Source organism: Pseudomonas libanensis (assembly GCF_001439685.1).
Classification (GTDB): Bacteria; Pseudomonadota; Gammaproteobacteria; order Pseudomonadales; family Pseudomonadaceae; genus Aquipseudomonas; species Aquipseudomonas libanensis.
Genome location: NZ_JYLH01000003.1, coordinates 401385 through 415272 on the forward strand (window position 1 = coordinate 401385; position 13888 = coordinate 415272).

The window sequence follows — 13888 nt, forward strand, 5'->3', positions numbered from 1 at the left end:
CCTGCGATGCTTTTAGTCCGCCTTGCGAGGAATCAGCACAACCTGCGCCGGAATGTGTTTCAGGATTTGCCGGTGAATCTTCAGGTCATACTCCGAATCAATCCGCTTCACCCGCTTGGTCAGTAGCGTGGCCAGCCACGGGTAATCCTGGGTGCGTGGCACCTGGATGCTGACATCGCACTGGTAATTCACCACATCCGTGGCGATTGCGTCCAACTGATGACGCATGTCTTCGACATCCGCGAGGTTCAGCGCCACGGTGGTGCTCGGCGCTGCCGGGTCGATGACCTTGGCGGCAGGCTTGGCTTCAGCGGCTTTCAATGCTGCCTCTGCCTGATCCAGTTCGGCTTTGCGCGCATGGCTGATGGCGCTGTTGACGCCACCGGTCAGCGCAGGGGCCTTGGGCATCAAGGCGCGGGCACGGCTCAGGGCCGTAGCGGCAGCGTTGACGTCGCCTTTTTGCAGCACGATCTGGCTGCGTTGCAAGTAGGCTTCGGCCAGTTGGCGCTGGTAAGGCTCAAGGGCTGGGTCGTTGGGCGATTGCGCCTGCAACGCCGCGAGCTGGTCTTCGGCGGTGGCCAGCTCGTTGCTGGCCAGGTTTTGCTCCAGCTGTGCGATAGCCGCAGCGCGTGCGTCCGGCGCCTCGGGGGCGGCGGGCGGTGTGCTTTGACAGGCGCCCAGCAGCAGGGAAAATGCGGCAAGGAGCAGATAACGGGAGGTGAACGGCTTCATTCCTGCGACTCTCTATTTGCGCAAAAAGCGAGCAAGTCTACACCCCTCGACGGGGCAGGACAAAACTCAGCAGAAACAGGGCGGCCGCCGTCACCACAATCGACGGTCCGGCCGGGGTGTCCTTGAACCATGACAGCGCCAGGCCCCCGCACACTGCCAGCATCCCCAGGAAGCTGGCGCCGATTGCCATCTGCTCCGGGGAGCGAGCATGGCGCTGGGCGGCGGCGGCGGGAATGATCAGCAGCGACGTGATCAACAATACGCCGACTATCTTCATCGCGACAGCAATCACCACCGCAATCAACAACATCAGGGCCATGCGCAGGGCAGGCACCGGCAAGCCTTCCACCGTGGCCAGCTCTTCATGCACGGTGATCGCCAGCAACGGTCGCCACAGGGTCAGCAGCAGGGTCAGCACGGCCGCGCTACCGCCGAGGATCCAGGCCAGGTCGGTCGGGCTGATCGCCAGCAAGTCCCCGAATAGATAAGCCATCAGGTCGATGCGCACTTCATGCATGAAGCTCAGCACCACCAGGCCCAGGGACAGGGTGCTCGGCGCGAGGATGCCCAGCAACGTGTCGGAGGCCAGCGGCTGGCGCTGTTGCAGAGTCACCAGCAGCACCGCCAGCAATAGGCAGCCCACGGTCACGGCGATGGTCGGGCTTACATCCAGCAAGAAGCCCATGGCCACGCCCAGCAGCGCGGCATGGGACAAGGTGTCGCCGAAATAGGCCATGCGCCGCCAGACCACGAACGAGCCCAATGGGCCCGCCACCAATGCCAAAGCCAAGCCTGCCAGCAGGGCGTAGAGCAGAAAATCAGCCATGCTTGCAGCTATCTCCGTGAATGTGGGGAGTATCGACGACGGCACCATGCAGGTCATGGGCGTGGTCGTGATGGTGGTGGTAGATCGCCAGGCTCTGGGCATTCTTGCCGAACAGCTCGACGAAAGCCGGGTCGTTACTGACCTGCTCCGGATGGCCGGAGCAGCATACGTGGTGGTTGAGGCAGACAACCTGGTCGGTGGTGCTCATCACCAGGTGCAGGTCGTGGGAGACCATCAGCACGCCGCAGCCATGGCGGTCGCGCAAGCGGGTGATCAGGCTGTACAGCTCGGCCTGGCCGGCGACGTCAACGCCTTGTACGGGTTCATCGAGCACCAGCAACTCTGGCTCGCGCAACAGGGCGCGGGCCAGCAGCACACGCTGCATTTCGCCGCCTGAGATGCTTTGTACCGGGCTGTCGATCACTTGCTCGGCACCCACTTCCTTGAGCGCGGCCTGTGCTCGGGCGCGGTCGACACCAGGCACCAGGCGCAGGAAGCGCAATACGGACAGCGGCAATGTCGGGTCCACATGCAGCTTTTGCGGCATATAGCCCACGCGCAGCTTGGGTTTTCGCCACACACTGCCGCTGTCGGGCTTGAGCAGGCCAAGTACGGCGCGTACCAGAGTGGTCTTGCCGGCGCCGTTGGGGCCGATCAAGGTGACGATTTGCCCCGGCTCCACGCTCAGTGCGATGTTGTCCAGCACCTTTTGCCCGGCGAATGTGACACCGACCTGCTCCAGGCGGATTAAGGCATTGCTCATCAAGCCCCCTGGCAGCCCGCGCACAGGCCGACTACTTCGACCGTTTGCCCTTCGACCTTGAAGCCGACCTCGGCAGAACTTTTGATAATGGCGTCACTGATGCTTTTTTGTTCAAGCTCGATGGCGGCGTGGCACTCGCGGCAGATCAGAAACTGACCCTGATGCGAATGCTCCGGGTGGTTGCAGCCGACGAAGGCGTTGAGCGAGGCGATACGGTGCACCAGGCCGTTTTCCAACAGGAAATCCAGCGCGCGGTATACGGTAGGCGGCGCGGCGCGACGGCCGTCCTGCTCGCTGAGTACGCCAAGAATGTCGTATGCGCCCAGCGGCTTGTGGCTCTGCCATACCAGCTCAAGCACCCGGCGACGCAAGGCGGTCAGGCGCAAGCCTTTCTGCGCGCACAGGGTATCGGCCTCCGACAATGCGGTGTGCACGCAGTGAGAGTGGTCGTGGGGACGGCTGGCAAGCGGTGTTTTTGGCATGAGCGGCGACAGATATTTGATAGAGACGTTATTATGTTACCCGTTCCTACGCCATCGAGTGGTCATCGTGTCCCGACTTTTTGCCGTTTTTGTCGTATTTGTCACCAGTTTGTTCGTTGCGAGTGCCGCCCAGGCCGAGGTCAAGGTGCTGACGAGCATCAAGCCGTTGCAGCTGATTGCCGCTGCTGTGCAGGACGGGGTAGCCGTTCCAGAGGTGTTGCTGCCGCCGGGCGCATCACCGCATAACTTCGCTTTGCGCCCATCCGACGTACGGCGCGTGCAGTCGGTGGACCTGCTGTACTGGATCGGGCCCGACATGGAGACGTTTTTGCCGCGTGTGCTCAAAGGCCGTACGGCAGCAACGGTAGCTGTGCAGGACCTGCCGGGCATGAAGCTGCGCATTTTCGGCGAAGATAGCCATTCTCATGCTGACGAAGCCGACGAACATGACCACGATCACCGCCCAGGCAGTGTGGATGCGCACCTGTGGCTGTCGACCATCAATGCGCGCGTGATCGCCGCACGGATGGCGGCCGACCTCAGCGCCGCCGACCCGGCCAATGCCGAGCGTTATCAGAGCAATGCCAAAGCCTTCGAAGAACGCCTGAATGCGCTGGATGCGCGCCTGAAGCAGCGTTTGGCGGGGGTTGATGGCAAACCTTACTTCGTGTTCCACGAAGCCTTTGATTACTTTGAAGAGGCGTACGGCTTGAAGCATGCGGGCGTGTTCAGCGTGGCCGCCGAAGTACAGCCGGGCGCGCAGCACGTAGCGGCGATGCGCGCGCGTTTGCAGGAAGTGGGCAAGACTTGCGTGTTCAGCGAGCCGCCGTTGCGACCTCGCTTGGCCGAAACCCTGGTGGCCGGGTTGCCGGTGAAGTTGGCGGAGTTGGATGCGTTGGGTGGCTATACGCCAGCTACCGCGCAAGGTTATGAGCAGGTGCTGGAAAAGCTCGGCAATGACCTGGCCGGTTGCCTGGAGTCGCTCTAAGCTTCAATGAGGTTCAAATGTGGGAGGGGGCTTGCCCCCGATGACGGAGTGTCAGTGAATACATCAGTGACTGACCCACCATAATCGGGGGCAAGCCCCCTCCCACATTTTTGACCGAGCAGATCTTCTTTAGAGCGCGAATGGCAGGTGGACACTGACCTGCTGGCGTTGAGCCAGACGGTGTTCGAACTCAGCGGGATCGTGAATGAGAACATCCTGCCCGGCAAATGACTCGGCCGCGATCAGTCGGGACAGCCAGAACCGTACACACGCCACGCGCAGCATGGTCGGCCATAGCTCGGCTTCCTTCGCGGTAAACCCCCGTAGCCCCGCGTAGGCGCCCAGCAGTGCTCGCGCGCGGTGACCGTCAATCACGCCGTCGGCATCCGAACACCAGTCATTCAAGGCGATTGCCACGTCGTAGAGCATCGGCCCCGAACAGGCGTTGTAGAAGTCGATCAGGCCTGTCAGGTGCGTGCCTTCAAACATCGCGTTATCGCGAAACAGATCGGCGTGCACATTCGCCCGTGGCAGGCCGAGGATGTCGGCTTTGTGAGCGTCGATCTCGGCCAGCGCATCGCGCAACAGGCGTTGCTGGGCCTCGTTGAGGTGCGAAATCAGCTGCGCGCCCTCACTGAGCATCCAATCCAACCCGCGGTCGGTCTTGCGCTCCAGTACCTTTGCGCCCTGGGTGGCCAGGTGCAGGTGGCCGAGCAGGTCGCCAACCTGGGCGCAATGCTGGGCGTTGGCGTCCTTGATATGCTTGCCAGCCAGGCGCGGTTGCAGCAAGGCCGGTTTGCCCTTGAGCTCGCGCAAAGCGATGCCATCGGTGGTGCGCAGAGCGTAAGGCACCGGCAGATCAGCATCGTGGAGCACGTCAAGCAGTTCGATGAAGAACGGCATTTCCGCCACCGGGCCGCGTTCAACCAGGGTCAGGACGAACTCGCCCTGTTCCAGGCTGATGAAGAAATTGGTGTTTTCGCTGCCGGCGGCAATCCCCTGGAAATCAAGCAGGCGGCCGAGCCCGTAGGGTGCGAGAAAAGTTTCCAGCTCGGGCCGAGCCAGGGGGGTGAACACAGACATGGTTAAAACTGCCGTTACGGGCGCTGCGGTGGGCAGCGCCGGTTAAAATTAAGAAATCATTTCCATTCGAAGATCTTCCATGACGGGATCAGCATATCCGGCTGGTCAGAGCGGATGAAGTTCGCGTCGGTGCCGTCCGCACGTACCAGAAAGTACGGTGGTGCGCCCTTCGGGGTGACCTTGATCGCGTACAGAAAGCCGTTCTGGCGGTATTCCTGGATAGTTTTGTCGCCTTCCGTGCGAATGGTAACTTCCGGATCACCCCCAGGGGCACTGTCTGCCGCCATGGCAGCCATCGGAGCGAGTGCAATCAAACCGGTCAGCAGCAGGCGATTGAATGTACGCATGATAACCTTGTCCCTTTGTTTTCATTGGTCCGGCTATTCTAGCGCCTGACCCGCCGAAAAGGTTGATCCTGCTCATGAGCCAATCGCCCCTCGTCCTGGTGGACGGTTCTTCTTATCTGTACCGCGCCTTCCACGCGCTGCCACCGCTGACCACCTCCAAAGGCCTGCCGACCGGTGCGGTCAAGGGCGTGTTGAACATGCTCAAAAGCCTGCGCAAGCAGTACCCGGACAGCCCATTTGCGGTGGTCTTCGACGCCAAGGGTGGGACGTTTCGCGATGAGATGTACGCCGAATACAAAGCCAACCGCCCGAGCATGCCTGATGACATGCGTCTGCAGATCGAGCCGCTGCATCAAAGCGTGATCGCTCTTGGCTTCCCGTTGCTGTGCGTCGAGGGCGTCGAGGCCGATGACGTGATCGGCACCCTGGCCCGCAGCAGCGCGGCCGCAAGCCGCCCAGTGGTGATTTCTACCGGCGACAAGGACATGGCGCAGCTGGTCGACGGGCACATTACCTTGGTCAATACCATGACCGGTAGCTCGATGGACGTCGAGGGCGTAAAGGAGAAATTCGGCGTCGCTCCGGAGCAGATCATCGACTATCTGGCGTTGATGGGAGACTCCTCCGACAACATCCCAGGCGTTCCGGGCATTGGCCCGAAGACCGCTTCGGGCTTGCTGGTAGGGGTCAATGGCGGTCTCAAAGAGCTTTATGAGCAGCTCGATATTGTGCCGACCCTGCCTATCCGTGGGGCCAAGACCTTGCCGGCCAAGCTGGAAGAGCACAAGGAGATGGCATTCCTGTCCTATCAGTTGGCGACGATCAAGGTCGATGTGCCGCTGGATATTGGGTTGGATGATTTGCACCTGATCGAACCGGATCGCGAAAAGCTGCTGGAGCTGTACACGTTGCTTGAGTTCAAGAGCTGGTACGACGAAATCCAGCGCGATGCCAAGCGTGTCGAGCTCAAATCGGCGAGCGAGGTTGCGCCTGCCGCCGAAATGGCGGTCGAGGCTGTTATATCGGTACCGGTAGAGGCGGTTTACACCACCATTCTGGACCAGGCCACCTTCGACGTGTGGCTGAAAAAACTCCACGATGCGCCGTTGTTTGCTTTCGACACCGAAACCACCGGCATCGACGCCCAGCAGGCGCAATTGGTTGGGGTCTCGTTTGCTGTGCAGCCCCATGAAGCCGCCTACATCCCGCTGACCCATTCCTATATCGGCGCGCCGGATCAATTGGACCGCGACACCGTGCTGCTGGCCTTGAAGCCGCTGCTGGAAGATCCGACCAAGCTCAAGGTGGGCCAGCACGCCAAGTTCGACATGAACATCCTGGCCAACTGCGCCATTGGTGGCGACCCTGCCCAGGGCATTACCGTGCGCGGCATCGCCTTCGACACCATGCTCGAATCCTACGTGCTCAATTCCACCGCGACGCGGCACGATATGGACAGTCTGGCGAAGAAGTACCTGGACCACGACACGGTCAGTTTCCAGGACATCGCCGGCAAAGGTGCCAAGCAACTCACGTTTGACCAGATCGCCCTTGAGCAAGCCGGCCCTTACGCGGCCGAAGATGCCGATGTGACATTGCGCCTGCACCAGCACCTGTACGCGCAGCTGACGGCGATCCCGAGCCTGGCCAGTGTGCTGACGGACATCGAGATCCCGCTGGTGCCGGTGCTGGCACGCATCGAGCGCCAGGGCGCACTGGTAGACAAGGACCTGCTCGGCATCCAGAGCATCGAGTTGGGTAACAAGATGGTTGAGCTGGAGCGCCAGGCGTACGAGATCGCCGGTGAAGAATTCAACCTGGGTTCGCCCAGGCAGCTCGGGGCGATCCTGTATGAGAAGCTCGGCATGCCGGTGCTGAAAAAAACCGGTAAGGGCCAGGCATCCACGGCTGAGGAAGTACTGGCCAAACTGGCCGAAGATGATTTCCCGCTGCCCAAGGTGCTGATGCAGTACCGCAGCATGAGCAAGCTCAAAAGTACCTATACCGACCGCCTGCCGGAACAGATCAACCCACGCACTGGGCGTATTCATACGTCTTACCATCAAGCCGTCGCGGCGACCGGGCGCTTGTCCTCCAGCGATCCGAACTTGCAGAACATCCCGGTGCGCACCGCCGAGGGGCGGCGCATTCGCCAGGCGTTTGTCGCGCCCAAGGGCTACAAGCTGCTGGCGGCGGACTACTCGCAGATCGAACTGCGGATCATGGCGCATCTGTCCAAGGACGAAGGCTTGATGAATGCCTTCCGCAATGACCTGGACGTGCACACGGCCACGGCGGCCGAAGTGTTCAAGGTTGAGTTGAATGAGGTCACGTCCAACCAGCGCCGCAGCGCCAAGGCGATCAACTTCGGCCTGATTTACGGCATGGGTGCCCAGAAGCTGGGTAAGGACATCGGCGTCGATACCAAGACTGCCAAGGCTTATATCGATGTCTACTTTGCCCGTTATCCCGGAGTTCGCGAGTACATGGAGCGCACCCGTGCCCAGGCTGCCGACCAGGGGTATGTGGAAACGTTCTTCGGGCGCCGGCTGTACTTGCCGGATATCAACTCCAGTAAGCCTCAGGAGCGCGCTGCAGCAGAACGCACGGCGATCAACGCGCCGATGCAGGGCACGGCGGCGGACATCATCAAGAAAGCCATGGTGTTGGTGGATAGCTGGCTGACCGAATCGGGCCTGGATGCCAAGGTGATCCTGCAGGTGCACGATGAACTGGTACTTGAGGTGCGGGAAGACTTGGTGGCGCAAGTCGGCGAGAAGATTCGCGAACATATGAGCGCCGCGGCACAGCTGGATGTGCCGTTGGTGGTGGATGTGGGCGTGGGCGACAACTGGGACGAAGCGCACTGATCCTGCAGTTGCACCACCACTGCGTGGGGTGGTGCAGCACTTTAGATCGGAAATCGCCGTCAGTTATTTCCAATAGTTTTTCGGGCCAGCCGGAACTTAACCCGTGAATTGCGACTCAGAGTTACTGAATGGGTGGTGAAGCCCTTCAATGCTCCTATGTTGTGTTAAGTGTTGGCAGATATCTGGACCCCGCCCTAGCGGTCCGGAACTTGGACCCCGAACTTCCCTCCCCATACGAAGTCCGGGGTTTTTTTTGCCCGCAGGAAAGTTACTCGGTAACTTCTGCGCCCTTGTCCGCCAATTCCATCCAGTCGGCCAGTACGGTGTAAGCCTCTTCCAGCCCCATGCGTTTTGGCGCTGAGAACAGCTGGATACTGATCGCGTCGCCCCAGCCCTTACGGATTTCGGACTGCACTTTGAGCAAGGTGTTCTTGGCTGCGCCGTAGGTGAGCTTGTCGGCCTTGGTCAGCAGGATATGCATCGGCATGCCGCTGGCGACCGCCCAGTCGAGCATCAACAGGTCGAAGTCGGTCATTGGATGACGGATGTCCATCATCAGGATCAAGCCCTTCAAACTCTCGCGACCACCCAGGTAAGCCTCGAGGTGACGCTGCCAGTGCAGCTTCAGCGGGATGGGTACTTTTGCATAACCGTAGCCCGGCAGGTCGACCAGACGCCGATCATCGTCTAGCTTGAAGAAATTGAGCAGTTGCGTGCGGCCCGGGGTTTTCGAGGTGCGTGCCAGGCTGGCGTGGGTCAGGGTGTTCAGTGCGCTGGATTTACCGGCGTTGGAGCGGCCGGCAAAGGCGACTTCAAAGCCCTCGTCATCGGGGCATTGGTCCACTTTGGCGGCGCTGAGCATAAACGTGGACTGTTGGCACAGGCCGAGGATGGGATTCTTGAGTTGCATGAGATTTCCGATGTGGGCGGTGCCGAAAAAGGGTGCGGCAAGCGGTGTCGTTTCCGTTTCAGTAGCGCCAGTATATAATGCCGCAGATTTTGTGTGTGCTTTGTCCCAGCGAAGGATGAAGTTCACGGGAGCGATAGACCTTTATTGCGCATTAGAACGCAAAACGCTCTCAAACCCTGAAAAGGTCGATGTATGGCCTCAATGGTTGCCGCTTCTGGTGTCCTGGACCCGCTTTATGGCGCTCAGGCTACACAGGATCCGCAAGCGCTGTACAACCGAGTTTGCGTGGTCATGCTGTTGCCACGCATGACCCAGGGTTTCAAGGCAATGCCGCCGCGTGGTTTGTGCATGGACTGCAGTACTGAGGATTACCAGGCCGTCATTGAGTTGATGGTGAGTAAACCCGGTAGATAACTCTTAAACCCTTAGCCGTAGTTGGATTAGCTGATGAACAAACTGATCGTGAGTCTGCTGTTGACCTTGGGCATCACAGGCGCTGCCGTCGCTGCAGAGGGCCCCGTCAAAGGTGATGCCACTGCCGGTCAAGCGAAGGCCGCCGTGTGTGGTGCCTGCCACGGGCCGGATGGCAACAGCCCGGCGCCGAACTTTCCCAAACTGGCGGGCCAGGGTGAACGCTACCTGAGCAAGCAGATGCACGACATCAAGGATGGCAAGCGCACGGTGCTGGAAATGACCGGTTTGTTGACCAACCTCAACGATCAGGACCTGGCGGACCTCGCGGCGTATTTTGCCAGCCAGAAAGGCAGTGTGGGAGCTGCTGATCCTAAACTGGTCGCCCGCGGAGAGAAGTTGTTCCGTGGTGGCGATCTGGAAAAGGGCCTGCCTGCCTGCACGGGTTGCCACTCGCCGAACGGCGCTGGCATAGCCTCCGCCGGCTTCCCGCATTTGAGTGGTCAGCATGCTACCTATATCGCCAAACAGTTGACCGACTTCCGTAAGGAAGAGGCTGGACGAGCTAACGACGGCGACGCGGCAATCATGCGCACCATCGCTCGCAAGCTGAGCGACGAAGACATCGCAGCTGTCTCCAGTTACATCCAGGGCCTGCATTAAGTTGCACGCAACGTTAACACTCGATTAATCCCGCGATGCAAGCATAAAAAGGGTGGCCCAGGCCGCCCTTTTTTGTGGCCGCTGCCGTTACACTAACGAACTCATGCCCGCGTAGACCTGTCACAACAAAGGTCGCGTGAGGCGACTTTATTTGTCCAGGAGTAAAGCATGCGTAATCTGATCCTCAGCGCCGCTCTCGTCACTGCCAGCCTCTTCGGCATGACCGCACAAGCTGCTGATGTGCCGCTTGAAGCCGGTAAAACCTATGTCGAACTGAGCAACCCGGTTCCGGTTTCGGTGCCAGGCAAGATCGAAGTGGTGGAGCTGTTCTGGTATGGCTGCCCGCATTGCTACGCTTTTGAACCAACCATCAATCCATGGGCGGAAAAACTGCCGGAGGACGTTAACTTCAAGCGTATTCCTGCCATGTTCGGTGGTCCGTGGGACGCGCACGGTCAACTGTTCCTGACCCTGGAAGCCATGGGCGTGGAGCACAAGGTCCACAACGCCGTCTTCGAAGCAATCCAGAAACAAGGCAAGCGCCTGACCAAACCGGACGAAATGGCTGACTTCGTCGCCACCCAGGGTGTCGACAAGGACAAGTTCCTGGCCACCTTCAACTCCTTCGCCATCCAGGGCCAGATCAAGCAGGCCAAGGAACTCGCACAGAAGTATGGCGTGCAAGGCGTTCCGACACTGATCGTCAACGGCAAGTACCGTTTCGACCTGGGCACTACCGGTGGTCCTGAGCAGACCCTCAATGTCGCCGACCAGCTGATCGCCAAAGAGCGGGCAGCCAAGTAAGGGGCCCGTTATGCGCCGCTGGCGTACCGAACGCGCTGTTGGCCTGCATGACCCGCAGGTCAACGAGCACCACCTGGAGTCCACGGGGCTGCCGCCGGACAGCCGTCTGCGCCTGCTCAGCTTTAATATCCAGGTCGGTATCAGTACCGAGAAGTACCGGCACTATCTGACCCGAGGCTGGCAACACCTGCTACCCCACAATGGTCGGGCCGGTAACCTGCAGAAAATCGGCACCCTGCTCAATGACTTTGACCTGGTCGCCTTGCAGGAAGCCGATGGCGGCAGCATGCGCTCCGGTTATATCAATCAGGTGGAACACCTTGCCCAGCTCGGTGCTTTCCCCTATTGGTACCAGCAACTCAACCGCAACCTCGGGCGCCTGGCGCAGCACAGCAATGGTGTGCTCAGCCGCCTGAAGCCCACCGCCATCGAAGATCATCCGTTGCCAGGCCCCAAAGGGCGCGGGGCGATCCTCGTGCGTTTCGGCGAGGGCCCGGAGGCCTTGGTGGTGGTGATGATGCACCTGGCGCTCGGCGGGCGCACGCGCAATCTGCAGCTGGCCTACGTGCGTGACATGATTGGCAACTACAAGCATCAGGTGCTGATGGGTGACATGAACACCCATGCCAATGACCTGTTGCAGAATTCCCCGCTGCGCGACCTTGGACTATTGGCGCCGCAAGTCGAGGCCACGTTCCCCAGCTGGCGCCCACAGCGATGTCTTGATCATATTTTGCTCAGCCCGACCCTTACGCTCGAAAGCGTGCAGGTACTGGCGCAGCCTATTTCCGATCACCTGCCGGTCGCAGTAGAGATTCGTCTGCCGGGTTCGCTCACGGCTGATGCATTCCCCGCGTTGAGCCCAGGCACCAGCGGGCCCCTTGCATGAGCGACGACGCCCAGCGTTGGAAAGAGAAATACCTCAAGAGCATCGAGCAGCAAGACAAGCTCGAACGCCGCTGGGCTGCCCGTCTCGACCTGCTGCGCCGCGGGCTGGTACGCAGCACGCTTGCCGCTGAAGGCACCGATCGCGCCGTCGATCAATGCATGAAGGAAATGCGTGACGTCGTGCGTACTGACGATATGGACGCTGCCCTCGCCGCCTTGCTGCCACGCCTGGAAAAGGCCGTGCTCGATTCCGAGCAGCGTCGCGAAACCCGGGTCGACCAGATCAGCACCGCGCTCACCGCCTTGGTTGCCCAGTTGCAAAAGCTCCCGCTGCCCCGCGAGGTGGCGCGGCCGCTGAAAACCTTCGCCAAGCAGCTCGATGGCCGCGTCGGGCAAGCGCGGGAGATACCGCTGTTGCTCAGTGAGCTGAGCAGCCTGCAAGGCCAGGCGCTGAATAACCTGGAGCCTGAGAGCGAAACCGCACGGCCGGGGCCGGGCCTGCTGCAGCGTTTGTTTGGTAGTAAAGACGCCTCGAGTGAAGCCCCAGAGGCTGACGTCGCGCCACTGGCTCCACTAGAAGTGGCGCCGTCAAAGCCTGTAGTGCCAAAACCCGTGCCTGAGCCCCAAGAGCCCACGCAAGCGGACGAATTGACACAAGCCTTGCGTGCCTTTGCGCCAGCGCCGCAAACACCCGTCGCCTTTAAGCCAGAGGCTGTTGCGCAGGCCAAGGTGGAAGAGGCCACCAGTGACACATTTGTATTCGAGGTCCCCGCTCAAGGGCAACCCACGGTAGCGACTGTGCCAGTAATTGAGCCCGACGAGCAGGAGCCACCGATTGCGGAGCCTGCGCATGAAAGTGCCCTCGCCGCCTTTATCGAAGCACCGCAGGTTCAAGTCGACATACCCGATGAAACCACCATCGGCAGCCTGTCCCTGCCGCCCGTGCTGGAAGGCCCCGAGCCAGACGACCTGCCATCAGGTGGGATATACGCCCTGCCTGATTCGCCCGAACCGTCCTACAGCTCGGTGGCCAAGCACATCGAAGACACTTTACTCGGCTTGCTGGAAGACCTGTCGCTGCCCGAGCGTCACCGGCCTCAGGCCGAGGCCATGCGTGAGCGCCTCGCCCATGGCCTGAACTGGTACGAACTGCTGCCGATCCTCGATGACTTGGCGGTGCTGATGCTGGCGATCACTGACAGCGGCCAGCATGAGTTCGAGGCTTATCTCAAGCAGCTCAACGAGCGCCTCGAGGCATTCCAGGGCCACCTGCAGGTCGCCAGCGAAGACCACGCCGATAGCAGCCTGGCTGCGCGGGAACTGGATACGCAGATCCGTGAACAGGTCGACGGGCTGCAAAGCAGCGTGCAGGACGCCGCCGACCTGGACAGCCTCAAGCAAGTGCTCGAAAGCCACCTCGAGGGCTTGCTCGGCACCATGGACGCCCATCAGCAGCAGCGCGACCAGCGCGAACAGGAAGTGGCCGCACGCCTCAAGGGCCTGGCGGAGCGGGTGGCCAACATGGAACAGGAAGCCCTGGGTTACCGCGAGCACTTGGAAGTGCAGCGCCAGAAGGCCTTGCTCGACCCGCTTACTGGCTTGCCCAACCGAGCCGCGTGGAGCGAGCGCCTCGATTATGAGGTCAACGCCTGGCATCAGCGTGGAAACAGCCTCTCCCTAGCCATGCTCGACCTGGATCACTTCAAGCGTATCAACGACGGCTACGGTCACCTGGCGGGCGACAAGGTCTTGAAGATCATTGCCAATGTGCTGAGCAAGCGCCTGCGGCCCACCGACTTCATCGCACGCTTCGGCGGCGAAGAGTTCGTGCTGCTGATGCCCGATTCAACGCTGGCAGATGCCTTGGCCGTGGGTGAAGTGTTGCGCGGGGCCATTGCCGCGTGCCCTTTCCACTTCAAGGGCGAACCGGTGACAATCACGGTGTCCATGGGCGTGGCGCAGTTTCAGCCCGGCGAGCGCAGCGACCTGGCACTCAAGCGCGCCGACGAAGCGCTGTATAGGGCGAAGGCGGCGGGACGGAACCAGGTACAGGCGGCATAAAAGATGTTCCATTTTGTGATTTGACCGCCTGGGCATACACGTTACGTTACACTGTTGCAT

Annotated in this window: 13 protein-coding genes and 1 pseudogene; 7 read left to right on the top strand and 7 right to left on the bottom strand. The window is 60.7% G+C overall.

Translation table 11 applies throughout. From position 1 onward, the window contains the following. Positions 1–12 precede the first annotated feature (12 nt). From TU73_RS07190 to zur, 4 genes are read right to left on the bottom strand one after another with little or no spacing between them, the layout of a single operon-like run. A complete protein-coding gene (locus tag TU73_RS07190) occupies positions 13–732 on the bottom strand; it encodes a PA5502 family lipoprotein (RefSeq protein WP_057011608.1) in 720 nt (239 codons plus the stop codon). Positions 733–769: 37 nt separating this feature from the next. Then, the gene (gene znuB, locus TU73_RS07195) at positions 770–1558 is read right to left on the bottom strand and encodes a zinc ABC transporter permease subunit ZnuB (protein WP_057011609.1); all 789 of its coding nucleotides are present in this window, start codon (positions 1556–1558) and stop codon (positions 770–772) included. Beyond that, positions 1551–2321 (bottom strand): zinc ABC transporter ATP-binding protein ZnuC, encoded by a 771-nt coding sequence (gene znuC / locus TU73_RS07200; protein WP_057011610.1) that lies wholly within the window; start codon positions 2319–2321, stop codon positions 1551–1553. Before znuC ends, znuB begins: the two co-directional genes overlap by 8 nt. Beyond that, complete coding sequence (zur, locus tag TU73_RS07205) at positions 2321–2803, bottom strand: zinc uptake transcriptional repressor Zur (protein WP_057011611.1); 483 nt, start codon at positions 2801–2803, stop codon at positions 2321–2323. The genes znuC and zur overlap by 1 nt, the downstream gene beginning before the upstream one ends. Before the next feature lie 58 nt (positions 2804–2861). Between zur and TU73_RS07210 the strand changes: the two genes are divergently transcribed. Continuing rightward, the gene (locus TU73_RS07210; protein WP_057011612.1) at positions 2862–3791 is read left to right on the top strand and encodes a zinc ABC transporter substrate-binding protein ZnuA; all 930 of its coding nucleotides are present in this window, start codon (positions 2862–2864) and stop codon (positions 3789–3791) included. Between the two features lie 129 nt (positions 3792–3920). Here the strand turns inward: TU73_RS07210 and TU73_RS07215 are convergent, their stop codons facing one another. Beyond that, a complete protein-coding gene (locus tag TU73_RS07215) occupies positions 3921–4874 on the bottom strand; it encodes a homoserine kinase (protein WP_057011613.1) in 954 nt (317 codons plus the stop codon). A gap of 56 nt (positions 4875–4930) precedes the next feature. Continuing rightward, a complete protein-coding gene (locus TU73_RS07220; RefSeq protein WP_016978788.1) occupies positions 4931–5221 on the bottom strand; it encodes a DUF2782 domain-containing protein in 291 nt (96 codons plus the stop codon). Between the two features lie 74 nt (positions 5222–5295). Between TU73_RS07220 and polA the strand changes: the two genes are divergently transcribed. Further along, positions 5296–8091 (top strand): DNA polymerase I, encoded by a 2796-nt coding sequence (gene polA, locus TU73_RS07225; protein ID WP_057011614.1) that lies wholly within the window; start codon positions 5296–5298, stop codon positions 8089–8091. Between the two features lie 268 nt (positions 8092–8359). On the opposite strand, the gene yihA is transcribed toward polA, so the two are convergent. Continuing rightward, positions 8360–9001 (bottom strand): ribosome biogenesis GTP-binding protein YihA/YsxC, encoded by a 642-nt coding sequence (gene yihA, locus TU73_RS07230; protein WP_043048336.1) that lies wholly within the window; start codon positions 8999–9001, stop codon positions 8360–8362. A gap of 303 nt (positions 9002–9304) precedes the next feature. Here yihA and TU73_RS29605 point away from each other — a divergent pair. From TU73_RS29605 to TU73_RS07255, 5 genes and pseudogenes are all read left to right on the top strand, one after another. Continuing rightward, positions 9305–9415 (top strand): annotated as a pseudogene (locus tag TU73_RS29605) (cytochrome); the annotation flags it as partial. A 33-nt stretch (positions 9416–9448) separates the two neighbouring features. Next, on the top strand, positions 9449–10075 hold the full coding sequence (locus TU73_RS07240; protein ID WP_043048337.1) for a c-type cytochrome: 627 nt from the start codon (positions 9449–9451) through the stop codon (positions 10073–10075). A 168-nt stretch (positions 10076–10243) separates the two neighbouring features. After that, positions 10244–10879: a thiol:disulfide interchange protein DsbA gene (gene dsbA, locus TU73_RS07245; protein ID WP_057011616.1), complete on the top strand. Its 636-nt coding sequence runs from the start codon at positions 10244–10246 to the stop codon at positions 10877–10879. Positions 10880–10889: 10 nt separating this feature from the next. Further along, positions 10890–11768 carry an endonuclease/exonuclease/phosphatase family protein gene (locus TU73_RS07250; protein ID WP_046070282.1) on the top strand — a complete coding sequence of 293 codons (879 nt, stop codon included), beginning with the start codon at positions 10890–10892 and terminating at the stop codon, positions 11766–11768. Beyond that, positions 11765–13828, top strand: coding sequence for a diguanylate cyclase (locus TU73_RS07255; protein WP_057011617.1), 2064 nt, complete (start codon positions 11765–11767; stop codon positions 13826–13828). The genes TU73_RS07250 and TU73_RS07255 overlap by 4 nt, the downstream gene beginning before the upstream one ends. Positions 13829–13888 lie beyond the last annotated feature (60 nt).